The organism is Streptomyces sp. NPDC005648, assembly GCF_040605395.1.
Lineage (GTDB): Bacteria > Actinomycetota > Actinomycetes > Streptomycetales > Streptomycetaceae > Streptomyces.
In genome coordinates this window covers 1-22451 of the sequence record NZ_JBEXCS010000033.1, presented here as the reverse complement: position 1 = coordinate 22451, position 22451 = coordinate 1, and the positions used below count along the sequence as shown (strand labels likewise).

Genomic DNA, 22451 nt, shown 5'->3' with positions numbered 1-22451 from the left:
GGGGACGGGACGCCCGGGAAGCGGTGCATGCTGCCGAGGGCGGGCATCTTCCGACGCGCATCGGTACTTCGGGGAAGCGGGGTCGTACCGGCCGCTCGCTCCGGCTGAGCGGCCTCGATGCGAGCCGTCAGGACCAGTGCCACACCTGGTTGACGCTGCCCGCGCATCCCCAGCCCTGGACCCCCTGCCCGTCCTGCCCGGAGGTTGACGCCTCCGCGTCCAGGCAGAAGCCGTCCGGGGCGCTGACCAGTGTTCCGCCGCTGCCCAGCTGCCATGTCTGGGCGCTCAGCCCGTCGCAGCTCGTGGCCCGCACCTTCTGGCCGTTCTGGCCGGTCGTGCCGGCGTCGGCGTCCAGGCAGAGATGGCTGCCCCGATTGACGACACGGTACTGGGAGTCCTGGCCGGCCACGCGGTACAGGGCCCACTGCTGGGCGTCCGTGCCGTTGCACCCCCACACCTGGACGTCCGAGCCGCGGTTGTCGAGACACCGGGCGACCGAGGCGGCGTTGACGTTCTCGGTCACCGTGACCGAGCCGGCCTGGACGACTCCGCGGGGCAGTGCGTACAGGAGCTTCTTGGTCTGCGCGTCCACCGTGCCGTCGACGGTGAGACCGGCCTCGGTCTGGAAGGCCCTGACCGAGGCGCCGGTCGCGGCGTCGAAGTCCCCGCTGACCGGGGCGTGGAGACCATGGCCGCCGAGGAGGAGTTGCAGGGCCCTGACGCAGGCGCCGGTGGCTCCCGAGGCGAGCTCGGCGCGGCACGCGGCGGTGCGGAGGTCCGGTGTCCCGGAACCCCGCGTGGTGGGGTTCTTCGTCGCCTCCGCACTCGGCGACCGCTTCGCCGCCTGGCCCGCCTGCGACCCGGAGGACGTCGGCGCCTTAGGTGAACTGCTGGGCGTGGAGGCCCGGTTGTCCGTCCCGGTCGCCGAGGTGTCCGGCCCGGGAGCGGCCGCCGTGGAGGAGTGGCTCTGCGGCAGCAGTGCCACGGTGACGGCCGCGACGACCGCGACACCCACCGCGGCGGCCGCGCCCACGACCAGCTTCCCGCGCCGGCCGGGAGAAGGGGTGGCAGGGGAATCGGAGGCGACGGAGCCGGCGGGACGGTCCGCGGGTGGCGCGGGGACGGGGGCGGCGCGTCGTCCGTCGAGGAGGGGCGCCCTGTTCGGCGCGGACCGTGACGGCTGCTCGGTCGGCGCGGGGAACTGGTGCCCGATGGCGGTGCGGAACACCGTCTCCGGCGAAGGGCGCGATCCGGGTTCCTTGTCCAGGCAGGTGCGGATGAACGCGGCCAGTGCCGTGTCTACGGCCGCCACCTTCTCCAGGACCTCCTCCTTCGGCGGTTCGAAGGCGACCCGGTGCAGGACGTCGACACCGGTGCCCTCGCCGAACGGCGCCTGGCCCGTGACGGCGTAGGCGAGGGCGGAGGCCAGCGCGAAGATGTCGGAGGCCGCGGTCACCTCCTTGCCCCTGACCTGTTCCGGGGACATGAAGGCGGGGGTGCCCACGTTCTGGCCGGTGACGGTGATCGAGGTGCCGTCGGTGGCCTGGACGACACCGAAGTCGATGACGCGGGCGCCGTCGGCCGCCAGGATGACATTGGACGGCTTGAGGTCGCGGTGGACGATCCCCGCGCGCCAGATGGCCTCGACCGCGCGCCCCATGTCGGCCAGCAGCCGCCAGGCGGCCCGCGCGTCGATCGGCCCCCGCGCGTCGATGAGTTCGGCGAGTGTCGGGCCGGGGACGTACTCGGTGGCGACCCACACCAGATCCTCGTCGCAGCCGCTGCCCAGCAGCCGTACGATGTGCGCGCCCTGGACGCGGTCGAGCGCGCCGACCTCCCGCTCGAAACGCTTCCGGAACTGGGGGTCCTCCGCGTATTCGGGCCGGATCACCTTGACCGCCGCCAGGCCCGACCCGCCGGTGGCGTCCTGGCCCAGGTAGACCCGGCCCATCCCGCCACTGCCGAGCACCGACATCAGGACGTACGGGCCGACCCGCGTGGGGTCGGTCTTCTTCAGCGGGACCGGAGGCGGGGGTTCCATGCCGACCGCGGCGTAGGCGAGCGCGCTGGACCGGCTGTGGTGGGGGACAGACATGGGAATCCCGGTCTCTCGCGTGACATGTGCGACGTGCGCGCCTGACGTCGGTCAGCGTGGAGACTATCGCAACGGTCCTTCAAAAAAGGCGAGTTAATGTTCGATTCAACCGCGTGCAGCGGGCCGTCCACGACAAGGCCGCCGCACGTGTCCGCCCGTGCCGAGTCCAGTTCCGAACGAGGCAACCGCCCGATCAACGCGGTTGTGACAGACCGCCGAGCGGCAACGCGGCACCCCTGTCGCACAGGTGCCGGATGGCGGCGGCGAGGGAATGGCAGTCGAAGAGGGCCGAGTGTTCCTTGCCGGGGGCGGGCTGGGGCAGCCCCAGCGTCTGCCACAGACGGCCCGAGTTGGAGGTCACCGTCTCCGGTGCGAGGGAGTGCACCCAGGGGCGGATATCGAGGAAATGGGCGTCCAGGAAACCGTTCTTGACTTCCTCTCCACGGGCGCGCGCCCAGCCGATGTTCTCCCCTACGACGACCATGTCATTGCCGTAGGACAGAACCGACTCCCCCCGGCAGAACCCGAGGAACCCCCCGAGCGCTTCCGCCGCGGGCACCCCTTCCCGGTCCAGCCTCTCCTGCTCGATACCGGTGAGCTCCGTGAAGAAGGCGGACAGCCGGGGGTTGACCACGGGGTGGACCAGCGCCTCGTACTCCTCCGCCACGGAACAGTCCTCCCGCAGCCGCAACGCACCGATCTGCACGATCTCGCGCAACTGCCCCGGCGCTCCCCAGTCCCCCTCGAGCGCCCCCGGCCATGACGTGAACTCCAGGTCGAACACGACGAACGTGGACACAGCGCTCTCCCTCTCACCCGACCACCGCCAGGCTACCCAGCCGCAACGGGACGGACCGTCTCCGGCACGAGGTGCGGCGGACCACACCCCGAGGTTGAGCTCAGCACGTCACGGACTCGGCACCGCACGGAGCAGGAGAGCCCCCATGCGGCACCCGACCGCCCGGCTCACACGTCGTCGTCCCCGATGCAGCGGGCGTGGCGCGGGATCGCCCTGACCGCGCGGCTCATCTCCACCAGCACGTCATCGGTGGCGCCGACCCGGTCGGAGATCGCCACCTCGACGGCGGGGTCGCGGCCGTAGGTGACCAGGACTCTGCGGTCCTCACCCGACTTCGCCGGACGCCACACCCAGTCCACGCCGTCGACGCTCACGCACGCGTCCGTCGTCGGGGCCGGCGGCTCGACCCCGCAGCGCGCGGTCACCGTCCCCCCACCCCAGACACCCACCCCGGGCTGCGAGTTGTCGTCCCGCCGCTGTCCGGCGAGGCTGTCGGCATACCCCCGTACGACCCGCGCGCACTGAGCCGTGCCCCCGTGCGCGGCGGCCTCGACCCCGCCTCCCGTCGAGTTCGCCGTACGCCACACGAGCACGCACCCGACCAGCAGCAGCCCCAGCACGACCGCGCCGCGAACCCGGCGATCACGCACAACGCCCTTCACCGGCAGGCCCCTTCCCCCACAGCACGACGGCCGGTCGGCCCCGGCGCAAGTCTCGCACCGGGGCCGACCGGCATCAGGGTCGGCCCTCCTGGACCGCCTCCAGAGCAGCCCTGGACCAGCCCTGGATCAGCCGTGGATCAGCGGGGAGCCCTGAAGCTCCTGTGTGATGGCGCCCTTACCGTCGCCCTCGATGTCGTAGACGATCGTCGAGTCGCTCGACCAGAACACCTCGCCGTCGTAGAGGGCGGAGGGGGCGGCGCAGTTGTTGACCGGCTCGTCCTGGAACCAGGTGTAGTTGTCGTTGACGAGCTTGGTCAGGTCGCAGGTCTTCGACGAGTACACGTTGTCGGTGCCGTCCTTGGTCAGCCGCTCCTCGATCCGGCTGGTGATCTTGAAGCTGGTGAACCGCTTGGACAGGTCGATGGCCTGGTCGTCGAGGATCTGCCAGCTCAACCGCGATCTGCCCGCTATCGTCCCGTCCTTCTGCGTCGCGATGTTGTCGACGTAGTAGCTGGTCGCGGGCTTCTGCCCGGGGAAGTACACGTCGAACTGCGAATGGCCGGTCGTGGTGGCGGCGAGAGCCGGCGCGGCGAGCAGCACGGTGGCGGCGAGGGCGGCTGCGCCGAGGCCCGCCGGGACAAGTGCCTTGCGCGTCATTGTTTCTGATGTCCTTTCAGCAGCTGTAGCTGCGCTTGCCGTTGATGAGGTACCGGTCCTCCGCCTCGGTCTTCATCTTGTACGAGGCCGTCCAGCAGCCGCCCGTGCCCTGACTGATGTAGACCGGGCCGGCGTACTTGCTGTAGTAGCCGTCGTCCGTGCCGCAGGCGCTGCTCGCGCTGGTGCCCGGACAGGCCTGGAGGAACATGTAGTTGGCCTTGCCCGGTGTCTCGTTCTTGAAGATCACACAGAGCAGTCCGCCGCCGGCGTAGGCGGCCATGCTGCCGTCGTCGCCGTTGACGTCACCGGGCAGGTTGCCGTCGATGTAGACGAGGGTGTTGTAGTTGCCGCCGCACTCGGTGGACTGGGCCACGACCTCCTGCGGGTGGGCGACGGCCCAGGCCCGGGTCCCGGCGTCGGCGTTGGAGGCGACGGTCACCTCCGGAGTGACCCCCGCGGCGGACGCGGGGGTGAGCATCGCCGCCGTGGCGGCAACGGTGGCGGCGAGCACGCCGGCTATTCGCTTCATGTTGGGATCTCCCCTGTTCTAACGGAACGTCGCCTCGCGCAGGCCCGCGGCCAGCGCGGGCAGCCGCTCGTCCTGCGGCCCCACGGCGACGTAGAAGAGCGACTCGTCGACGGGCCGGTCCTCGCCGCCCCAGCGGACGACGCCCCGGCAGTCCGCGAGAATGTCCCGCACGGCGTCCACCTGGAGCGGGAAGAGCGAGCCCCGCGCACGGGCACCCGGCCGGATGCGTACGGCGGTGCCGGAGGCGAGGTTGGACTCCGGCAGGTCGCGGCGCAGCCCCTTGGCGGGACGCCATCCGGCCAGGTCCACCGCCGTGAGCTCCTGCACCTCGTAGTGGAAGCGGCGTACGACGTGGACGAGCACCGTCTCCACGTCGCCGATCCACACCGGCACGCCCAGTGCCGTACCGGAGACCGGCCGGGTCCACACCTGCGAGTCGCGGTCCGTGTTCGCCTGCACGGTCCAGCCGTTGGCGGAGGTCGCCGGCCGCTTGGGTCCGCGCCGCTCAGCGGCCGTCGCACTGCCCACGGGCAGCACCGAACCGGCGGCGACGGCCGCGCCGATGACGGCGGAGGCCTTGACGACCGTACGCCGTGTCATGTCGTGATCCACGTTTTCCTGTCTCCCCTTGGACCGGAGTTGTCAGAACAGACCGAAGATCACGAAGAACGGGGCGAGGGAGGCGACGGCACACACCGGCCAGTAGCGGGACGACCGGACCGGAGTCCGGCGTCGCAGCCAGGCGTTGGCCAGTCCCCAGACGAGTCCGAACAGGCAGAACACCGGGGCCGCGATGACCAGCCAGAGCAGCATGCCGTCGTTCTCGTTGGGGTCCTGCATCGTCCAGCCGAGCGCCGCGAGCGGGCCGTTGGCGAGGATGTACCAGGCCAGGAACAGCGGGACGACGGCCGGAATCCCGAGCAGCAGATTGACGGCCACGGGGATCCACAGCTTCCGCATGCGCCCATTCTTCACGATCGTGTCCGGTCTACTTGGCGCGGCTGAGCTTGTTGTAGTTCTCCAGCACGCTGTAGAGGCCGATCAGCTCCTGGCCGTACTTCTCGGCCTTTTCACCGGTGCCGTTGTAGCGGGCGAGGAGCTTTTGCGTGTCGGCCAGGCCGGTGGTGAGCGAGGGCCTGGCGATACCGAGCTGATGGGCGTTGTAGACGGTCAGATAGGCCACGGACGGGATGTTGTACTCGGGCTCCTGGAGGTTGTTCCAGACCGCGCGGGTGTCGGAGCTCGTCAGTGGGGCGCCGTTGATGATCCCCTGCTCCCGGCAGTAGTTGCGGGCATCGATGGTCACCCAGGCGAAGATCTGCCCCCAGCCGGTGCTGCAGTCGTCCTTCACCCCGGCCTTCACCGCCTCGTCGGCGAGCGCGTCCAGCGGGTTGAGCTTCCGCAGCTCCCACAGGACGGGCGCCTGGATGAGCGCCTTGCGCAGCTTCAGCGTCCTGGCCAGGTTGGTGAACAGCCAGTCGGCGTCCATGACCATGTTGAACGCCTCGGTCGTGGAGACGACGTTGTACGTCACCCAGTCGTCGTCCACGGTCCAGCCCTCACCGCCGGTCTCCGGGACGCCGATCGAGTTCAGATAGGTCTGCACGTCCTTGAGCAGGGGAGCGCGATAGGCGGCCTTGTCCAGGTCGACGTCGAGATCGGAGGTGACCGGGACGCCCGGATCGAAGTCTCCCTGTCCGGTGTCCCGTCCGGAGGCGATGTTGTTGTCGATCTCGATGGCGCCGTCGCCGGAGCCGATCTTCACGGTGGCGATCTGGTCGAAGGCCCAGTTGGTGGGCAGCGGGTAGCCGAGGTTGCCGGAGAAGCCGGACGACATGTCGGAGACGAAGCTCGCGGCGGCGTAGCCGGCGTCGGCGACCCGCTGACACACATTGCGCGGTCCGTAGACTCCGACGCCGTACGACGAGTTCTCGCCGACCGTCCGGTAGACGCCCCGGAAGTGCTTCAGCACATAGTCGGTGATCTCACCGTCCTGGGCGTCGTAGTCGACGGCGAAGTAGATGATGGTCCCCGGCTTGAAGCCGTGGATCCTGGCCCACTCGATGGCGTTGGTCGCGTCGACGCAGCCCTGCGGGTAGCTGAAGTAGTCCGCGGACCGCGACCAGGTCTGGTAGATCGGGAAGCAGCGCAGACCGTTCTGCTTGATGGTCGCGAGCTCACCGGGCTGGATCTGCTTCTCCGGCAGGCTGGTGGTGGACGGGTTGGACAGATACCGCCCGATGTACTGGTACCCGGCGCTCTTCAGGGCCTGAGCCCGGGCCGGCGTGATCTTGGTGACGCCGTCGCACGCGGTGCCCTTCCGGGTCTGGTCACCGTAGGAGACCAGCAGCGAGGCCCAGGTCTGGAAATCGCCGACACCGCTCACCGGAAGCTTGGCGAAGGACTGGAACGCCTCGACGCCCGCTTTGACATCACCGGTGAAGTTGCCGAAGGGCACGTTCCGCTTGTTGAGGATCATCGCGGCGGTGAACAACGACGCCCATGTGCCGGTCGTGCCGACCGCCACGGTGTGGTTCTTCAGTCCGCTCTGGGTGCCGGGGCCGAAGACTCCGTTGGCGGTGCCGTCGGCCATACCCAGCTCGAACTGGATGGCGAACAGCATCGACTTCGCGACATCCCGTGAGTGATGCCCGTCGCACGGGATCACGAAGAAGTCCCGGCGTCCGACGTAGCGCCGGTTCAGCCACTGCTGGATCTCACGAACGGTGTCCGACCCGCCGTTGACGGTCACATAGGCGTCCATGTTCAGGAGCCCCTTGACCACCTTCGGCTCAAGCGAACTTCCCGGGTAGACACCGTCGACGCCCATGTTGGCCTTGAGCTTGGCCACGGCGTCCTTGACGCGACCGTTGTAGATACCGTCGATCTCGCCGCCGTCGTACCCCTTGCAGTACAGGGCCGACTGCAGGATGCGGCAGAAGTTGGCCGACGGGACCGTGGAGTCGTCCAGCTTCGGGTACTTCGACTGAAGCGTGGACAGAGTGGTCGGGCCGAACGAGTCCGACAGACTCGTGATCCCCATCTCGTACTGCAGCGCCCGCGTCAGGGCGTACATCACCGGCCAGCCGGTCTTCCCGTTCTCGTCGAGCTTGGATATGCCCAGCGCGGCCCCGTTGTTGTACGTCGTGTTGACGAACCTCTGCGCTCTGAGCACCATCTCGTCGGCCATGCCGAATCAACCCCCGTCGATCCACGCGCTCCCCTCGGCTCGGTCAAGCCGTTGCGCGGCGATCACCATAGGCGTGGCGTCCGGGATCAATACAAGACCGGCAAAGAAACATGGCTGAATGGTCATGTCCAGGCAAAGTTTATGAACGCAGCGTCAACTGGCGTTCCGATCAAGGAGTTTCCTGTGTGAGGGGAGGGGAGCGAGCAGGCGATTGGTTGGCTGGTTTGTGCCGTCGGGGGTGGGGAGTTGTTGGGCGGGTGCGGCGCCGTCGTGGCCGATCGCGCAGTTCCCCGCGCCCCTGAAAAACGTACGGGCACCCGGCGTCGCGATGAGCCCTTGGCCTCGTGCATCACAGTGCGGCGCCATCGTGGCCGATCGCGCAGTTCCCCGCGCCCCCAAGAAAACCCACACGCGGCCGGCGTTGCCATGTGCCGTCGGCCTCGTGGATCACAGTGCGGCGCCGTGGGGGCTGGTCGCGCAGTTCCCCGCGCCCCTGAAAAGCGTGCCGGCGCCCGGCGTTGACACGGGCCGTCGGTCCTGCGCGCCTGAAAAGCAGGGCGTGCAGGCGCCCTCGGGCAGAAGGCCAGGTGGGCTTGGGCGTCGTGCAGGCGCGTACGGCGGGGAGGGGACGGGACGGGGGGTGTCCGCCCGCAGCGGCGGGCGTCCGGCACCGGTGCCCTCTCCAGCTGGCAGTGGCGCCCGACCGAGGACGGATACCCCCCGGCCCGGCCCCGACTCACCCACCACCCCTAGGCGCTACACAAGCCCCCACCCCACCCGCAGCTGCGCCGCAGGCATTCTCAGGCGCCCCGCCCACCCCCACTGGCGCCGCAGGCATTCTCAGGTGGCCGCGCTCACTCAACCGCCGCCCGCGCCGCAGGCATTCTCAGGCGCTCCGCCCACCCGCACTGGCGCCGCAGGCATGCTCAGGCGCCCGCGCCCACGCCGCCCACTGTGAACCCGATCACCGAGCCCCCGCCGTCCCTCGTCATGGCGAACGGTGCTCCCCCATGCGCCATAGCCACCTCCCGCACGATCGACAACCCCAACCCCGACCCCGGCAACGACCTCGCATCCGCCGCCCGGTAGAAGCGGTCGAACACCCGCGTAAGGTCCGGCGCCGAAATCCCCGGCCCCCGGTCAAGCACCTCCACCCGAACCACCCCCGCCCGAGCAGGCCCCGACACCGCGATCTCGATCGGCCCACTCCCCCCACGATCGAACTTCGCCGCGTTCTCGACCAGATTGGAGATCGCCCGCTGCAACATCCCCGGCCGCCCGTCGGTCGTCGTGTCCCCACTCACCCGCACCGTCACAGCCCGCCCCGTCCGCCGCCGAGCCAACCCCGCCACGTCCTCGGCGATATCCGCGAGATCCACCCGCTGCGGCGGCTCCGTATCCGACTGCCCCGCCGCCAGATCCACCAGCTCATTGACCAGATCGGTCAGTTCCCGAGCCTCCTGGCCGAGGTCCGCCACCAGCTCCGCCCGCGTCGAGAGCGGCAGCTCGTCGAGCCTCCGCAGCAACGAGATGTTCGTACGCAAGGACGTCAGCGGCGTACGCAGCTCGTGCCCCGCGTCCTGCACCAGCCGCCGCTGGTCCTCCTCCGACTGCGCGAGCCGCCCCAGCATCCGGTCGAAGGCCCGCCCCAGCCGCCCCACCTCGTCATAACCCGTCACCGGCACCTCGATCCCCAGCTGCCGGGTCCGCGCGACATCCTCCGCCGCCGAGGTCAGGATGATCAGCCGGCGCGTGATGCGCCGAGCGAGCCACCACCCGAACAACCCGGCCGCCGCGACGACCACCGCCATCAGGATCAACGTCCGCTGCTGCAGCGCCCGCAGCAGATCCTCGGTGTCGCTGAACTCCTGCGCGACCTGCACGGCCCCCCGCCCGTCCCCGAGCGAGACGGTGGCGATCCGGTACACATCGCTCGCGACGACGACGTCCTTGTGCTCGACGCTCTTCCCGGCCGTCCCGGCCCCCGCGATCCGCCGGTCCCCGCCCGTCACGGGCAGCCCAGGACTCCCGGCGTCGACCACCGCCCCGTCCGGCCCCAGGACCTGCACATCCGTCCGCGCGGGCCGCACGATGTCATGCCCGGGCGCCGAGGACGAGAAGTCGTCCGGGGTCATCCGATGCTGCCGCACCTCGTCCTGCAGATCCTGTACGACCTGGACGAACACGGACTCCTGGTCCACCCGCACCAGCCGCGCGGCGGCGCTGTACGACAGCACACCGACCAGCACGGTCACCGCCGCGGTGACCGCCGCGAAGGACACCGCGAACGTCGTACGCAGGGAGACCAGCCCCGGCCGCCGTCTCGCCAGCAGCCGTCTGATCCGGCCCACTCAGTCCTCCCGCACCCGTCCCGCCGTCCCACCGTCCCGCCGTCCCACCGATCCGTCGTGCTCAATCCTCCCGCAGCACGTAGCCGACGCCGCGGACCGTGTGGATGAGCTGCGGGGCGCCGGGCTCGTCGAGCTTGCGGCGGAGGTAGCCGACGTAGACGGCGAGGTTCTTCGAGCCGGGCCCGAAGTCGTACCCCCAGATGCGGTCGTAGATGGTCGAGTGGTCGAGCACGATGCCCGCGTTGCGCACGAGCAGCTCCAGCAGCTCGAACTCGGTCCGGGTCAGCTCCAGCTCCCGCTCCCCACGCCAGGCCCGCCGCGCCTGTACGTCCATCCGCAGCCCGGCGGCCTCGATCTGCCGGTCGCCGGAGGTGACGGCGGGAAGCTCCTTCGGTACGTCGGCCACGGCGCCGCTGTCCGAGGAGGTCCGCCGCAGCAGCGCGCGCAGCCGGGCGAAGACCTCCTCGACGTCGAAGGGCTTCACGACGTAGTCGTCGGCACCGGCGTCCAGACCGGCGATGCGATCCGCGGTCTCCACGAGTGCCGTCAGCATCAGGATCGGGGTGCGGTCGCCCTCGGCGCGCAGTACCCGGCAGACCTGGAGGCCGTCGATGCCGGGCATCATCACATCGAGGAGAAGGACGTCGGGCGGGGTCTTGTGGGCCTGCGCCAGCGCCTCCACGCCGTCGGCGACCGCGGTGACCTGGTAGCCCTCCAGGCTCAGGGCCCGCTCCAGGGCATGACGGATGGCGCGGTCGTCTTCGGCGAGCAGCACAGTTTGGGGCACGGACCCAGTCTGCCAAGGCCTCCGGCGGTTCAGCCGGATGAGCGGGTCTAAGATCGGCCTTTTTACCGCGCTCTCACCGTCACATGGGCAACCCGAGGGCCTCTCCTACCGTCTTCTCACGGAGGCCCGGAGGGCTTCACCGCGTGGGCGACAACGCGGCGAGCCGCTCCTCGAACGGAACCAGGCCGACCCCCAGGTCTCCCTGCTCCTCCCGCTCCCCCCTCCGCGAGACAAGCTCCTCACGCAGCCCCTCACTCAGCCCGTCACGCAGCCCCTCACTCAACCCCTTCGTCAGCCCCTTCCTGAGCCCCGTCATCAGCCCCGCCAGCTCCCCCGCGGCCCGCTCGATCCTGCCGTCCAGCCCCTCCGCGCCCCAGTCCTCCGACGCGGCGTACACGCCCGTCGGCACGACCACGGCCCGCAGGTACGCGAACAGCGGACGCAGCGCGTGCTCCAGCACCAGCGAGTGCCGTGCCGTACCGCCGGTCGCCGCGATCAGCACCGGCTTCCCCGCCAGCGCGTCCTTGTCGCTCACGCTCACCACGTCGAAGAACGACTTGAACAGCCCGCTGTACGAGGCCGAGAACACCGGCGTGACGACGATCAGTCCGTCCGCACCCGCGACGGAGTCGATCGCCGCGGAGAGCGCCCGTCCGGGAAACCCGTTGGTGAAGTTGTGCGCGATCTCGACAGCGAGCTCCCGCAACTCGACGACCTCGACCTCCACCTCAGCCCCCAACCCCGACCCAGCACCAGACCCAGACCCAGACCCAGACCCAGCCTGCCGCCCGACCGCCGCGGCCAGCCGGTCCCCCAGCAACCGAGTGGACGACGGGACACTCAGCCCCGCCGAGACGACAACGAGCTTCATGCGACGTTCTCCTTCTGCGCGGCGCCGCTCTCCTTCTCGGCCGCGGCCACCAGCGACGCATGCGTGGGCGCGTCCGGCACCCCCGCCGGCCGCCCCTTCGCGAACTCCTCGCGCAGCACCGGCACGACCTCCTCGCCGAGCATGTCGATCTGCTCCAGCACGGTCTTCAGCGGCAGCCCCGCATGGTCCACCAGGAACAGCTGGCGCTGGTAGTCACCGGCGTACTCGCGGAAGGACAACGTCTTCTCGATCACCTGCTGCGGCGAACCCACCGTCAGCGGGGTCTGCTCGGTGAAGTCCTCGAGGGACGGCCCGTGGCCGTAGACCGGCGCGACATCGAAGTACGGCCGGAACTCCCGCACCGCGTCCTGCGAGTTGCGCCGCATGAACACCTGGCCGCCGAGCCCGACGATCGCCTGCTCGGGAGTCCCGTGCCCGTAGTGGGCGTACCGGGTCCGGTACAGCTCGACCATCCGCTTGGTGTGGTCGGCGGGCCAGAAGATGTTGTTGTGGAAGAAGCCGTCGCCGTAGTAGGCGGCCTGCTCGGCGATCTCCGGCGAGCGGATCGAGCCGTGCCAGACGAACGGGGGCACCCCGTCCAGCGGCCGCGGTGTCGACGTGAACCCCTGCAGAGGGGTGCGGAACTTCCCCTCCCAGTCGACGACGTCCTCGCGCCACAGCCGCCGTAGCAGGGCGTAGTTCTCGATGGCGAGGTTGAGGCCCTGGCGGATGTCCTGGCCGAACCAGGGGTACACCGGGCCCGTGTTCCCACGCCCCATCATCAGGTCCACCCGGCCGTCCGCGAGGTGCTGGAGCATCGCGAAGTCCTCGGCGATCTTCACCGGGTCGTTGGTGGTGATGAGCGTCGTGGAGGTGGAGAGGACCAGCTTCTCCGTCCGCGCGGCGACGTACCCGAGCATCGTGGTCGGGGACGACGGCACGAAGGGCGGGTTGTGGTGCTCGCCCGTGGCGAACACGTCGAGCCCGACCTCCTCGGCCTTCAGCGCGATGGCGACCATGGCCTTGATCCGCTCGCGCTCCGTCGGCGTACGGCCCGTCGTCGGGTCCGGCGTGACATCGCCGACGCTGAAGATCCCGAACTGCATGGTCGCTCAACCTCCAAGTTGTTGACGATTAAACTATACCGCCCAACGGCCTGGCCGCCCCGCGTATTCCAAATGGGTTGCCCCACGTCGACCACCCATGCAATTTTATCTGCGTGACACAGATTCTTCGTAACGCAGATGAAAAACGGACCCCACCACCGCCCCTCACCCCCCGCGCCCGCTGGGCCGTACTCGCCGTGGTCCTCGCCGCCGACGTCCTCGACCTCCTCGACGCGACGATCACCAACCTCGCCGCCCCCACCATCACGCGGGACCTGGGCGGCGGCGCGGGCCTCGTCCAGTGGCTCGGCGCCTCCTACGCACTCGCGCTCGGCGTGCTGCTGGTCCCCGGCGGCCGGCTCGGCGACAAGTACGGGCGCCGCCGGCTGTTCCTGCTCGGCCTCGCCGGGTTCGTCGCCGCCTCACTGGCCTGCGGACTCGCCCCCACCCCGACCGCTCTGGTCGTCGCCCGGCTCGCCCAGGGCGCCTTCGGGGCGCTCGTCGTCCCGCAGGGCTTCGGGATCCTCGGCGCGACCTGGCCCCGGGAGGAGATCGGCAAGGCGTTCAGCCTGTTCGGGCCGGTCATCGGTTTGTCCGCCGTCGGCGGCCCGATCCTCGCCGGCTTCCTGGTCGACGCCGACCTCGCCGGCCTCGGCTGGCGTCCGATGTTCCTGATCAACCTGCTGCTCGGCGGCGCCGCGCTCCTCGCCGCCGCCCGGCTGCTCCCCCGCGACACCGGCGACCGCTCTCTCGCCGTCGACGGCCCGGGGTCGGCGCTCCTCGCGGGCGCGATGCTCGGCCTCCTCGGTGGCCTGATCGACGGCTCTGACGGCGGCTGGGGCCTCCGTCCGCTCGCCCTGCTCCTCCTCGGTGCCGCTCTGTCCGGCGCCTTCTGCCACCGCCAGCGCACCGCGCCCGAGCCGCTGATCCGCCCGAGCCTCCTGGGCAACCGCGGTTTCACCTCGGGTCTGATCCTGGGCGTCCTCACCTTCGCCGCGGTCGCCGGCCTCCTCTACACCGTCTCCCTCTACTTCCAGCGCGGCCTCGGCCGCTCCCCCGCGGGCACCGCGCTCGGACTGATCCCCCTGTCCGCCGGGATCGTGGTCGCGTCGATCGCCTGTTACCGGCTGATCCACCGCTACGGCCGTCGACTGGTCGTCGCCGGACTGCTGCTGATCCTCACCGGCTGCGGCTGCCTCGCCCTGCTCGCGGAAGGCTCGGCCTGGGCCCTGGTCCCGCCGCTCCTCCTCGTCGGCCTCGGCATGGGCACCTGCTTCGGCACGGTCTACGACATCACCATCGGCGACATCGCCCCCGAGGAGGCGGGCAGCGCGAGCGGGTCCCTCAACGCGGTGCAGCAGCTCGCCAACGCCGTCGGGGCGGCCGCCGTGACCACCGTCTACTTCAAGGCGGCCGGCGACGGCGAGACCCACGCCCTGCACCTGAGCCTCACCGTGGTCGCCGCAGCCGTCACCCTGTGCCTGCCCCTCGTACGACTGCTGCCGCGCAAGGCACCGGTGGAGCAGCACCACTAGGAATCGCGAACCATGAGATTCGAGCGCGGGCCTGTGCCTCGGCGGACTTCTCCAGAGCGCGGTTCTCGGCCACCCACAAGATCAGCGCCCCCTCGTCGGACTCCTAGGCGTCCCCGGCCCGCAGCCGCGCCACCTGGGTGCCGCTGAACTCCACCGTCCGCCTCATGTGCGCCACGATCACGGCGAGTTGGGTGTCGTCCAGCTCCTCGAAGAGGTCGTACCAGCCGCCGCCCAGGCGTTCCCACATCCGGCCGAACTCGGCGATCCGCTCCGGCACGGTCACCACCAGCACCTTGCGCCGGTCGGCCGCGTCCCGTTCGCGGACGACGTACCCGGCCTTCTCCAGCCGGTCCACCAGCCGGGTCGCCGACCCGGTCGTCAGCCCGGTCAGCTCGGCGATCCGGCCGGTCGTCACCGGGCCGCCCTCAAGGGTCAGCAGGTTCAGACACTGCAGATCGGTGGGGTGGAGGCCGAGATGGTCGGCGACGGCCTGGTTGAACAGGGCGTACGAGGCCATGTAGCGGCGCGAGACCCCGGCCAGCTCCTCCAGCAGCCGCTCCCGGCCCGTGCTGCCCGCCATCGCCCCGCTCCCTCGACTCGACTCGACTGCCGATCCCTGCCAACCGCCAGGGGAATCCGTACCCGTCAGAAGTAGTACTCGTCCCCCGTGTCCAGCACGAGTACCCGCTGCCGGTCGTTCACCCGGTTCCGGTCCACGGCACCCCCGCTCCACACCGTATCGATCTCCAGCAGCACCTCGGACGGCGCGCCGACCAGCCGTACCCGCAGATCGATCTGTTCCCCCAGGTCGTCCGCGGCCAGCGCCCCCACCCGGCACAGCACCACCCGCTCCTCCGAGCGGGCACACCCCAGCGGCAGCGCCTGCGCGTCGGCCAGCGCCACCGACCATCTGAGCCGCACCGTCGCGTCCGGTACGGCGGACGGCCCGTGGTTGCGCGGGGTGAACCGCACCTCGACCGTGCCGCGGTCCATGGACGCGGCACCGTGATAGGCGAGATCGGCCTCGGGACCACCGTTCGGCACGGCGGCGGCGGGCAGCGCTCCCGCCCCCGCCACCAGCGCCAGGGCCGCCACCCACACACCGAGCACGCTCCGGACTCTCCCCATACGAACCACCACTCCTCGCTCCGCCGCGGACGTACGGATGTATCCCACGCGGCGCCCGGCACAGGCACCCTCCATCAGGTGACAGCCACCCGGCGTGCGAGTCTGGCGCCATGCTCATCGCCCGCTCCGCAGCCCTCTTCGTCGTCGCCGCCCTCTTCGAGATCGGCGGTGCCTGGCTGATCTGGCAGGGCGTACGTGAACACCGCGGCTGGCTCTGGATGGCCGGCGGCGTCCTCGCCCTCGGCGCCTACGGCTTCGTGGCCACCTTCCAGCCCGACGCCCACTTCGGCCGCATCCTCGCGGCGTACGGCGGCATCTTCGTGGCGGGCTCGATCCTGTGGGGGATGGTCGCGGACGGCTACCGGCCCGACCGGTGGGACGTCGCCGGGGCGCTCGTATGCCTGGCGGGAATGGCCCTGATCATGTGGGCGCCGCGAAACGGGGGGTGAGACCACCCGGCCACCCACACCCTCACGGCGCCTGTCCTCGGGCGCCTATCCTTGCGACCACGAACCCGCACAGGTGAACCAACTCCAGGAGCGAACCCCATGGCCTCCCGCATCGCGGTCGTCACCGGCGCCAGCAGCGGAATCGGCGCCGCGACCGCCCGCCGACTGGCAGCCGCCGGCTACCGAGTAGTCCTCACCGCCCGCCGCAAGGACCGTATCGAGGCGCTCGCGGAGGAGATCACCACGGCGGGCCACCAGGCGACGGCGTACCAGCTGGACGTCACCGACCGTGCGGCCGTGGACGAGTTCGCCACCGCCTTCAGGACGATCGCCGTCCTGGTCAACAACGCCGGCGGTGCCCTCGGCGCCGACCCGGTCGCCACCGGCGACCCCGCCGACTGGCGCACGATGTACGAGACGAACGTCATCGGCACCCTGAACGTCACCCAGGCCCTCCTGCCCAAGCTGGTCGCGAGCGGCGACGGCACGGTCGTCGTCGTCTCCTCGACCGCCGGCCACGGCACCTACGAGGGCGGCGCCGGCTATGTCGCCGCCAAGCACGGCAGCCATGTCCTCGCGGAGACCCTGCGCCTGGAGATCGTCGGCCAGCCGGTCCGTGTGATCGAGATCGCACCCGGCATGGTCAGGACGGACGAGTTCGCGCTCACCCGTTTCGGCGGCGACGAGAGCAAGGCGGCGAAGGTGTACGAGGGTGTCGCGGAGCCGTTGACCGCCGACGACGTCGCCGACACCATCACCTGGGCGGTCACCCGCCCCCACCACGTCAACGTCGACCTCCTGGTCCTGCGCCCGCGCGCCCAGGCGTCGAACACCAAGGTCCACCGGGAACTGTGATGCCCGACGACGACGCCGCCGAGCGTGAGGCGGAAGCCGACCGCCGGCGCCTGTCGCTGGAGAAGAAGCGCGAGCGCTATGTCTGGTACTACCTCGCGTACTTCCTCTTCGGCATCCACATCGTGGCGTTCGTGATGATCTACGCCGTGCTGCACGCGAAGTAGGCATAGGGTCACCCTCTGTGGACCGACACATAGCTTTCGACGCGCTGCACAACTTCCGCGACCTGGGCGGCTATCCGGCCTCCGGCTCTCTCCGCGTCCGCCCCGGCCTCCTGTACCGCGCGGACTCCCTGGGCAAGCTGCGCACCGGTACGGCGGACTGGTCCCGCTTTCTGTCCCTCGGCGTCGGCACGGTGATCGACCTCCGCCACCCCTGGGAGGTGGCCAAGCGGGGCCGGGTGCCGGCCGACGCGTCCTTCACCTATCTCAACCTCAGCGTCGAACACCGCCCGTACAACCAGGCGGTCCTGGCCGACGACATCGAGCCGGACCCGTACCTGGCGGAGCGGTACATGGAGGTGGCGGAGGACGGGGTCGAGGAGATCGGCCGCGCCCTGGAGCTGGTGGCGAAGTCGGCGGAGACCGGGGTCCCCCTCGTGTTCCACTGCGCCTCGGGCAAGGACCGCACGGGCCAGCTGGCCGCACTGATCCTGGGCCTGCTGGGCGTCGGGGAGGAGACGATCGTCGAGGACTTCAGCCTCACGGAACTGGCGACGCCGGCGATCGTGGCGACCTGGGCGGCGAGAGAGGGCCGCACCCCGCCCTGGCCGGGCTTCGGACGGGCTCCGGGGGCGGTGATGCGCCGGTACCTGACGTCGTTCAAGGACCGCTACGGCGGAGTCGAGGCGTACGTCGAGAAGGCGCTGTCCCTCGACCCACGGCAGCTCTCCACCACCCTCCGCACCCACCTCCTGGAGCCCCGCCCCACCACCCACCCGCCCCTGACCTACCGCAGGGCGACCCCGTCGGACGCCCCGGCGCTGGTCCGCCTCCGGGACACGGCGGCGCTGTGGCAGCTGGCGCGTGGCATCGACCAGTGGAAGCCGGGCGAGAAGACCGAGGCCCACTTCACCGCCCGTATGCGGGAGGGCGAGGTCTGGCTGGCCCACGCGGACACCCGTCTGACCGGCGCATGGGAACTGTGGTGGGACGACGTGGCGGCCTGGGGCCCGCGCCCCTCGGACGCGGGCTACATCCACCGCCTGATGACGACCCCCCACACGTCCCCGCCCGGCACCGGCCACCGCATGCTCACCGAAGCCGAATCCCGCATCAGGGCGACGGGCCGCCCCTACGCCCGCCTCGACTGCCTCGCCTCCAACCCCCGGCTCCGCGCGTACTACGAGTCGGCGGGCTACCGGGTGGTGGGCGAACAGGCGGCGAAGGAGGACGGCTTGGGCAGCCCGTACGCGGTGACGCTGCTGGAGAAACGGCTGGGGTGAGTCAGCCCTTCACACACACGACCTGCTTCAGCTTGGCCACGACCTCCACCAGGTCCCGCTGCTGGTCGATGACCTGCTCGATCGGCTTGTAGGCACCCGGGATCTCGTCCACGACGCCGGAGTCCTTACGGCACTCCACGCCCCGCGTCTGCTCCTCCAGGTCCTTGGTCGAGAAGCGGCGCTTCGCCGCGTTGCGGCTCATGCGCCGACCGGCGCCGTGCGACGCCGAGTTGAAGGCCTTCTCGTTGCCGAGGCCCTTCACGATGTATGAACTGGTCCCCATCGAACCGGGGATGATCCCGTACTGACCGGAACCCGCACGGATCGCCCCCTTGCGAGTGACCAACAGGTCCATCCCGTCATACCGCTCCTCCGCCACGTAATTGTGATGGCAGGAGATCTCCGGCTCGAAAGCGGGCTTCGCCTTCTTGAACTCCTTGCGGATCACATCCTTGAGGAGCGCCATCATGATCGAGCGGTTGTACTTCGCGTACTCCTGCGCCCAGTAGAGGTCGTTCCGGTACGCGGCCATCTGCGGCGTGTCCGCAATGAAGACGGCGAGGTCGCGATCGACCAGATCCTGGTTGTGCGGAAGCTTCTGGGCAACGCCGATGTGGTGCTCGGCCAGTTCCTTGCCGATGTTCCGCGAGCCGGAATGGAGCGTAAGCCACACCGAACCCTCATCATCGAACAAAAGTTCTATATAATGATTCCCCGACCCAAGTGTCCCCATCTGCTTCTCGGCACGCTCGTGACGGAACTTCACCGCCTCCGCAACCCCGTCGAACCGCCCCCAGAAGTCGTCCCACCCGCCGGTCGCAAACCCGTGCAGCCGCCCCGGGTCCACGGGGTCGTCATGCATCCCCCGCCCCACCGGAATGGCCTGCTCGACCTTCGACCGCAGTCGGGACAGGTCGCCGGGAAGGTCATTGGCCGTCAGGGACGTCTTCACCGCGGACATTCCGCAGCCGATGTCCACCCCGACCGCCGCCGGGCACACCGCGCCCTGCATGGCGATCACGGACCCGACCGTCGCCCCCTTGCCGTAGTGGACGTCCGGCATGACCGCCAGGCCCTTGATCCACGGGAGGGTCGCGACGTTGCGGAGCTGCTGGAGTGCGACCTCCTCGACCGAGGCGGGGTCGGTCCACATACGGATCGGGACCTTGGCGCCCGGTATCTCTACGTACGACATTTCTTCCTCGATCCCCCGAAAACATGACAGAAGTCCTAGAACGCAAAAACCGCGCCAGAGTCAATGAATGGGACAGCGGACCGGCGTTGGCGGTGTTGCGTGCGATAGACATTGTCTGCAGGGGGCGCCCCCGTGCGGCAAGCGAATAACCAGCAGCGTCGAGAGGAGCCCGTCCGTGCAGCGGAAGGCCTACGTATCCGGCACGGCCGCCCTCCTCGCGGCGCTGCTGGCCGGCTGCACCAGCGGCTCCGGCAGCGGCGGCAGCACCGACGACGCGAACCGCGGCCAGGCCGGCACGGCGACCGCCGCGGCCCAGCCGGGCAAGTACGACACGCTCCCGGAGCCGTGCGGCGCGCTCTCGCACAGCACCCTCGACTCCCTCCTCCCCGGCATCAAGCAGATCACCGACGAGGAGCAGCGCGAGAAGGCCTACGAGGGCGATGCCACGGTGACGTTCGACACGGACCGGAAGGCGGGCTGCCGTTGGAAGGTGGAGTCGACCGACGCCACCGACCATCTCTTCGTCGACTTCGAGCGGGTCGTGTCGTACGACAACTCGGTGAGCGACGACGCCCAGGCGCAGGAGCTGTTCGCGGAGAAGCAGACGGCGGCGGATCTGCCCGAGCCGTCGGCCTCCGCCTCCAGCCCCGACTCCGGTTCGAACGCCGCGTCGGCCGCGGACGTCTCCAGCAGCCCCGACCCCGGTTCCTCCCCCTCCTCCACGCCTTCTTCATCGGCCTCTTCCTCCATCACCCCGTCCGCCCTCCAGCCCCGCACTCTCTCCGATCTCGGTGACGAGGCGTTCCTGAACGACGTGGTGAGCGGTTCCGGTTCGACGGTTCAGCAGCGCACGGTGACTGTGGCGTTCCGCACGTCCAACGTCATCGTGACCATCGAGTACGCGGAGCAGCCGGTGACGGTCGGCGTGGTGCCGGACAGCGAGGAAATGCAGGGCAGGGCCCGGAATCTGGCCTCGAAGCTGGCGGACGTACTGGGCGGTTGACGGCGCCTCGCGTGTCTCTCGCGCCTCCTCGCGAAGGTCTTGAAACAAAACCGCGCCGCTTCCTCACCGCGTACCGTGGCCCCTCGGACCGGAACGCCGACCGCGGGAACCACGAGCGTCATGAGTGAAGGAACCATGCAGCGAGCAGCAGAGCGAGACCAGCGGATCCAGCGAGCGCACGCCAAGGGGCGTGGCCGCGTCCTTGTGTGCGCGGCCGCGGTGCCGGTGGTGCTGCTGGTGGCGGGCTGTTCCTCGGACTCTGGTTCGAGCGACAGCGGCAGCAAGGGTTCGGACGGCGCCGGTACGGCGGCCACGGCCGGCGGTCTCGACCCGTCGCCGACGGTGCAGGCGGCGGCGTACAAGAAGCTGCCGGACTCGTGCGGGGTGCTGTCGAAGAAGACGCTGACGTCGCTGGTGCCGAAGGGGGTCAAGTCCGGCAAGGCGGGCACCTCCAGTGACACGGCGACGCGCGCGAGCTGCTCCTGGAGCAGCCTGGCCAACAACGGTGTGAAGGGCTCCCAGTTCCGCTGGCTGAACGTCTCGCTGCTGCGCTTCGACTCGGACGCCACCCGCGGCGAGGGCAACCAGCTGGCGCACACGTACTTCCAGAAGCAGGTCAAGGACGCCCAGGCGGTCGAGGGCGCGAAGAACACCAAGTGGCAGACGGTCGCCGGGACGGGCGACGAGGCGACGCTGGTGCGTTACGACCTGAAGAAGAAGGAAGGCGCCTTCAAGCAGCAGACGCTGGTGGCACGCGTCGAGAACGTCGTCATCACCCTCGACTACAACGGCGCGGGCCTCGCGGGCGAGAAGGCCCCGAAAGCGGACGACCTCGTGAAGCTGGCCGAGCAGGCGGCGAAGGAGGCGGTGGCCACGGTGTCGGCGGCGAACGGCGTCGGTGGCGGCGCGGGGTCGGGAGCGGGCTCCGGCGCGGGCACGACGAGCCCCTCGCCGTCGAAGTCGGCATCGAAGCCGGCCTCGAAGGCACCCTCGGCGTCGCCCTCGAAGGCCGCGGCCTCGTCTTCGGCGTCTCCCTCCTCCTCAGCGTCGAAGAAGAGCTGACTGTCACACCTGGACGCCAACTCGCAGCTCAACACCGCTGTTTGACGGAGCCCGGACCCCGGTGGGGACCGGGCTCCACCCGTCCGGCAATACGTCCGGCGCACACATGTGCCACCCTGTTGCGCGCAACAACACGCAAGGGGAGGGGAGTACGGGTGGCCGCGCCACTGCAGCTGACTCGGATGCACCGCGTTCTCATCGGCGTGGTCGTGACCGGCGCCGTGATCATCGCCGGTATCGGCTTCGCCGGTTCGTACGCGGCGGTCCGCGAGTTGGCCATCAAAAAGGGCTTCGGGAACTTCGCCTACGTCTTCCCGGTCGGCATCGACGCCGGTATCTGTGTCCTGCTCGCCCTGGACCTCCTTCTCACCTGGATCCGCATCCCCTTCCCGCTGCTGCGCCAGACGGCGTGGCTGCTGACGGCGGCGACGATCGCCTTCAACGGCGCGGCGGCCTGGCCGGACCCGCTGGGCGTGGGCATGCACGGTGTCATCCCGGTGCTGTTCATCGTGGCCGTCGAGGCCGCCCGGCACGCGATCGGCCGGATCGCGGACATCACGGCCGACAAGCACATGGAGGGCGTCCGCCTCACCCGCTGGCTGCTCTCGCCCATCCCCACGTTCCTGCTCTGGCGCCGTATGAAGCTGTGGGAGCTGCGCTCCTACGAGCAGGTCATCAAGCTGGAGCAGGAGCGGCTGGTCTACCAGGCCCGCCTGCACTCCCGCTTCGGCCG

At 70.0% G+C, this 22451-nt stretch carries 23 protein-coding genes; 8 read left to right on the top strand and 15 right to left on the bottom strand.

Translation table 11 applies throughout. From position 1 onward, the window contains the following. Positions 1-127: 127 nt before the first annotated feature. The 12 genes from ABZT17_RS20300 to ABZT17_RS20245 all read right to left on the bottom strand — a co-directional run bounded on the left by ABZT17_RS20300 (position 128) and on the right by ABZT17_RS20245 (position 13047). Positions 128-2095, bottom strand: coding sequence for a protein kinase (locus ABZT17_RS20300; protein WP_356350737.1), 1968 nt, complete (start codon positions 2093-2095; stop codon positions 128-130). Between the two features lie 193 nt (positions 2096-2288). Next, positions 2289-2894, bottom strand: coding sequence for an exonuclease domain-containing protein (locus tag ABZT17_RS20295; RefSeq protein WP_356350736.1), 606 nt, complete (start codon positions 2892-2894; stop codon positions 2289-2291). A gap of 167 nt (positions 2895-3061) precedes the next feature. Continuing rightward, complete coding sequence (locus ABZT17_RS20290) at positions 3062-3556, bottom strand: DUF3515 family protein (protein ID WP_356350735.1); 495 nt, start codon at positions 3554-3556, stop codon at positions 3062-3064. A gap of 126 nt (positions 3557-3682) precedes the next feature. Next, a complete protein-coding gene (locus tag ABZT17_RS20285) occupies positions 3683-4213 on the bottom strand; it encodes a hypothetical protein (protein WP_356350734.1) in 531 nt (176 codons plus the stop codon). 16 nt (positions 4214-4229) lie between these two features. Further along, positions 4230-4742, bottom strand: a complete 513-nt coding sequence (locus ABZT17_RS20280) for a hypothetical protein (RefSeq protein WP_356350733.1) — start codon at positions 4740-4742, stop codon at positions 4230-4232. Between the two features lie 18 nt (positions 4743-4760). Then, a complete protein-coding gene (locus ABZT17_RS20275) occupies positions 4761-5342 on the bottom strand; it encodes a twin-arginine translocation signal domain-containing protein (RefSeq protein WP_356350732.1) in 582 nt (193 codons plus the stop codon). 42 nt (positions 5343-5384) lie between these two features. Further along, positions 5385-5702, bottom strand: coding sequence for a hypothetical protein (locus tag ABZT17_RS20270; RefSeq protein ID WP_356350731.1), 318 nt, complete (start codon positions 5700-5702; stop codon positions 5385-5387). A gap of 28 nt (positions 5703-5730) precedes the next feature. Continuing rightward, positions 5731-7932 carry a glycoside hydrolase domain-containing protein gene (locus tag ABZT17_RS20265; RefSeq protein WP_356350730.1) on the bottom strand — a complete coding sequence of 734 codons (2202 nt, stop codon included), beginning with the start codon at positions 7930-7932 and terminating at the stop codon, positions 5731-5733. A 926-nt stretch (positions 7933-8858) separates the two neighbouring features. After that, complete coding sequence (locus tag ABZT17_RS20260) at positions 8859-10283, bottom strand: HAMP domain-containing sensor histidine kinase (RefSeq protein ID WP_356350729.1); 1425 nt, start codon at positions 10281-10283, stop codon at positions 8859-8861. A 61-nt stretch (positions 10284-10344) separates the two neighbouring features. Continuing rightward, entirely contained in the window at positions 10345-11058 is a 714-nt protein-coding gene (locus ABZT17_RS20255) for a response regulator transcription factor (RefSeq protein ID WP_356350821.1), read from the bottom strand. 148 nt (positions 11059-11206) lie between these two features. Next, complete coding sequence (locus ABZT17_RS20250; RefSeq protein WP_356350728.1) at positions 11207-11941, bottom strand: CE1759 family FMN reductase; 735 nt, start codon at positions 11939-11941, stop codon at positions 11207-11209. Further along, on the bottom strand, positions 11938-13047 hold the full coding sequence (locus ABZT17_RS20245) for an LLM class flavin-dependent oxidoreductase (protein ID WP_356350727.1): 1110 nt from the start codon (positions 13045-13047) through the stop codon (positions 11938-11940). The genes ABZT17_RS20250 and ABZT17_RS20245 overlap by 4 nt, the downstream gene beginning before the upstream one ends. 113 nt (positions 13048-13160) lie before the next feature. Between ABZT17_RS20245 and ABZT17_RS20240 the strand changes: the two genes are divergently transcribed. After that, positions 13161-14582, top strand: coding sequence for an MFS transporter (locus ABZT17_RS20240; protein WP_356350726.1), 1422 nt, complete (start codon positions 13161-13163; stop codon positions 14580-14582). A gap of 103 nt (positions 14583-14685) precedes the next feature. On the opposite strand, the gene ABZT17_RS20235 is transcribed toward ABZT17_RS20240, so the two are convergent. Both ABZT17_RS20235 and ABZT17_RS20230 read right to left on the bottom strand, forming a co-directional pair. Further along, positions 14686-15162: a MarR family winged helix-turn-helix transcriptional regulator gene (locus ABZT17_RS20235; RefSeq protein WP_356350725.1), complete on the bottom strand. Its 477-nt coding sequence runs from the start codon at positions 15160-15162 to the stop codon at positions 14686-14688. Positions 15163-15227: 65 nt separating this feature from the next. Beyond that, positions 15228-15710: a hypothetical protein gene (locus tag ABZT17_RS20230; RefSeq protein ID WP_356350724.1), complete on the bottom strand. Its 483-nt coding sequence runs from the start codon at positions 15708-15710 to the stop codon at positions 15228-15230. Between the two features lie 110 nt (positions 15711-15820). On the opposite strand from ABZT17_RS20230, the gene ABZT17_RS20225 reads away from it, so the two are divergent. The 4 genes from ABZT17_RS20225 to ABZT17_RS20210 all read left to right on the top strand — a co-directional run bounded on the left by ABZT17_RS20225 (position 15821) and on the right by ABZT17_RS20210 (position 18458). Continuing rightward, positions 15821-16159 carry a YnfA family protein gene (locus ABZT17_RS20225; RefSeq protein WP_356350722.1) on the top strand — a complete coding sequence of 113 codons (339 nt, stop codon included), beginning with the start codon at positions 15821-15823 and terminating at the stop codon, positions 16157-16159. A 99-nt stretch (positions 16160-16258) separates the two neighbouring features. Then, on the top strand, positions 16259-17014 hold the full coding sequence (locus ABZT17_RS20220; protein ID WP_356350720.1) for an SDR family NAD(P)-dependent oxidoreductase: 756 nt from the start codon (positions 16259-16261) through the stop codon (positions 17012-17014). Further along, on the top strand, positions 17014-17178 hold the full coding sequence (locus tag ABZT17_RS20215) for a hypothetical protein (protein WP_356350719.1): 165 nt from the start codon (positions 17014-17016) through the stop codon (positions 17176-17178). Before ABZT17_RS20220 ends, ABZT17_RS20215 begins: the two co-directional genes overlap by 1 nt. A gap of 17 nt (positions 17179-17195) precedes the next feature. Beyond that, complete coding sequence (locus ABZT17_RS20210) at positions 17196-18458, top strand: tyrosine-protein phosphatase (protein WP_356350718.1); 1263 nt, start codon at positions 17196-17198, stop codon at positions 18456-18458. A gap of 1 nt (position 18459) precedes the next feature. Here the strand turns inward: ABZT17_RS20210 and ABZT17_RS20205 are convergent, their stop codons facing one another. Further along, on the bottom strand, positions 18460-19653 hold the full coding sequence (locus ABZT17_RS20205) for an RtcB family protein (RefSeq protein WP_356350716.1): 1194 nt from the start codon (positions 19651-19653) through the stop codon (positions 18460-18462). A 175-nt stretch (positions 19654-19828) separates the two neighbouring features. Between ABZT17_RS20205 and ABZT17_RS20200 the strand changes: the two genes are divergently transcribed. The 3 genes from ABZT17_RS20200 to ABZT17_RS20190 all read left to right on the top strand — a co-directional run. Further along, entirely contained in the window at positions 19829-20656 is an 828-nt protein-coding gene (locus ABZT17_RS20200; RefSeq protein ID WP_356350714.1) for a DUF3558 domain-containing protein, read from the top strand. 135 nt (positions 20657-20791) lie between these two features. Continuing rightward, the gene (locus ABZT17_RS20195) at positions 20792-21718 is read left to right on the top strand and encodes a DUF3558 family protein (RefSeq protein ID WP_356350713.1); all 927 of its coding nucleotides are present in this window, start codon (positions 20792-20794) and stop codon (positions 21716-21718) included. Positions 21719-21873: 155 nt separating this feature from the next. Beyond that, the coding region (locus tag ABZT17_RS20190; protein WP_356350711.1) for a DUF2637 domain-containing protein at positions 21874-22451 on the top strand (578 nt) is incomplete at its 3' end.

What these genes read in the sequence shown, in the direction of transcription:
- ABZT17_RS20215 (WP_356350719.1), top strand. Translation starts at nt 17,014, where the DNA reads ATGCCCGACGACGACGCCGCCGAGCGTGAGGCGGAAGCCGACCGCCGG.
- ABZT17_RS20280 (WP_356350733.1), bottom strand. Translation starts at nt 4,742, where the DNA reads ATGAAGCGAATAGCCGGCGTGCTCGCCGCCACCGTTGCCGCCACGGCG.
- ABZT17_RS20300 (WP_356350737.1), bottom strand. Translation starts at nt 2,095, where the DNA reads ATGTCTGTCCCCCACCACAGCCGGTCCAGCGCGCTCGCCTACGCCGCG.
- ABZT17_RS20250 (WP_356350728.1), bottom strand. Translation starts at nt 11,941, where the DNA reads ATGAAGCTCGTTGTCGTCTCGGCGGGGCTGAGTGTCCCGTCGTCCACT.
- ABZT17_RS20220 (WP_356350720.1), top strand. Translation starts at nt 16,259, where the DNA reads ATGGCCTCCCGCATCGCGGTCGTCACCGGCGCCAGCAGCGGAATCGGC.
- ABZT17_RS20285 (WP_356350734.1), bottom strand. Translation starts at nt 4,213, where the DNA reads ATGACGCGCAAGGCACTTGTCCCGGCGGGCCTCGGCGCAGCCGCCCTC.
- ABZT17_RS20265 (WP_356350730.1), bottom strand. Translation starts at nt 7,932, where the DNA reads ATGGCCGACGAGATGGTGCTCAGAGCGCAGAGGTTCGTCAACACGACG.
- ABZT17_RS20235 (WP_356350725.1), bottom strand. Translation starts at nt 15,162, where the DNA reads ATGGCGGGCAGCACGGGCCGGGAGCGGCTGCTGGAGGAGCTGGCCGGG.
- ABZT17_RS20245 (WP_356350727.1), bottom strand. Translation starts at nt 13,047, where the DNA reads ATGCAGTTCGGGATCTTCAGCGTCGGCGATGTCACGCCGGACCCGACG.
- ABZT17_RS20225 (WP_356350722.1), top strand. Translation starts at nt 15,821, where the DNA reads ATGCTCATCGCCCGCTCCGCAGCCCTCTTCGTCGTCGCCGCCCTCTTC.
- ABZT17_RS20270 (WP_356350731.1), bottom strand. Translation starts at nt 5,702, where the DNA reads ATGCGGAAGCTGTGGATCCCCGTGGCCGTCAATCTGCTGCTCGGGATT.
- ABZT17_RS20230 (WP_356350724.1), bottom strand. Translation starts at nt 15,710, where the DNA reads ATGGGGAGAGTCCGGAGCGTGCTCGGTGTGTGGGTGGCGGCCCTGGCG.
- ABZT17_RS20205 (WP_356350716.1), bottom strand. Translation starts at nt 19,653, where the DNA reads ATGTCGTACGTAGAGATACCGGGCGCCAAGGTCCCGATCCGTATGTGG.
- ABZT17_RS20275 (WP_356350732.1), bottom strand. Translation starts at nt 5,342, where the DNA reads ATGACACGGCGTACGGTCGTCAAGGCCTCCGCCGTCATCGGCGCGGCC.
- ABZT17_RS20195 (WP_356350713.1), top strand. Translation starts at nt 20,792, where the DNA reads ATGCAGCGAGCAGCAGAGCGAGACCAGCGGATCCAGCGAGCGCACGCC.